The organism is Pseudomonas wayambapalatensis, assembly GCF_049942315.1.
Classification (GTDB): domain Bacteria; phylum Pseudomonadota; class Gammaproteobacteria; order Pseudomonadales; family Pseudomonadaceae; genus Aquipseudomonas; species Aquipseudomonas wayambapalatensis.
Map to the genome: position 1 here is coordinate 1 of NZ_JBNFMU010000008.1, position 1,247 is coordinate 1,247.

1 protein-coding gene is annotated in these 1,247 nt (G+C 65.0%); it reads left to right on the forward strand.

Translation table 11 applies throughout. The features are described 5' to 3' along the window. Positions 1–191 precede the first annotated feature (191 nt). Positions 192–1,076: a 3-dehydrocarnitine:acetyl-CoA trimethylamine transferase CdhC gene (cdhC, locus tag ACPZMI_RS00060; protein ID WP_186667460.1), complete on the forward strand. Its 885-nt coding sequence runs from the start codon at positions 192–194 to the stop codon at positions 1,074–1,076. Positions 1,077–1,247 lie beyond the last annotated feature (171 nt).

The window sequence follows — 1,247 nt, forward strand, 5'->3', positions numbered from 1 at the left end:
GGTGATGATGACGTCGTGGTTCATGGGGTAAATCCTTCAGGCGTGTCTGTTCTGTGAGTTCGGTGTTGGCCTTTTCTCGGGCAAGCCCGCTCCTACAGCTCATGGCATGCGCATAACCTGTAGGAGCGGGCTTGCCCGCGAAAAGGCCAACACCGAACTCACAGAACAGACACGCCTGAAGGATTTACCCCATGAACCACGACGTCATCATCACCTGTGCCCTGACCGGAGCCGGCGACACCGTTGCCAAGAGCCACCTGGTCCCGGTCACCCCGAAGCAGATCGCCGAAGCCGCCGTCGAGGCCGCCAAGGCCGGCGCCACCGTGGTCCACTGCCACGTCCGTGACCCGCAGACCGGCCGCTTCAGCCGCGACGTCGCGCTGTACCGCGAAGTGATGGAACGCATCCGCGAATCCGACGTGGACGTGATCGTCAACCTGACCGCCGGCATGGGTGGCGACCTCGAGATCGGCCCGGGCGAGGCACCGATGGACTTCGGCGCCGGCACCGACCTGATTGGCCCGCTGGAGCGTCTGGCCCACGTCGAGGCACTGCTGCCCGAGATCTGCACCCTGGACTGCGGCACCCTCAACTTTGGCGACGGCAACTCGATCTATGTCTCCACCCCGGCGCAACTGCGCGCTGGCGCCAAACGCATCACCGAGCTGGGCGTGAAGGCGGAGCTGGAGATCTTCGACACCGGTCACCTGTGGTTCGCCAAGCAGATGATCAAGGAAGGCCTGCTCGACGATCCGCTGTTCCAGCTGTGCCTGGGCATCCCATGGGGGGCGCCGGCCGACACCACCACCATGAAGGCCATGGTCGACAACCTGCCGGCCAACGTCACCTGGGCAGGCTTCGGTATCGGCCGCATGCAGATGCCGATGGCCGCGCAGGCGGTGCTGCTCGGCGGCAACGTACGCGTGGGCCTGGAAGACAACCTCTACCTCGACCGCGGCGTGCTGGCCAGCAACGGCCAACTGGTCGAACGCGCGGTGGAGATCATCTCGCGCCTCGGTGGCCGCGTGCTGACCCCGGCCGAAGGCCGCGAAAAAATGAATCTCAAGCGTCGCTGATCGCACTGCCCCCTGTAGGAGCGGGCTTGCCCGCGAAGAATGCGACGCGGTGAATGGCACCGGCTTCGCCGGTGTTCGCGGGCAAGTCGGGGCGCCGAACCGCCGCTTGTGTCTTGATAGGGGATTAGAATCTGGAGTGAGAGCGGTGAATGGCAAGCTGCATGCCGCATG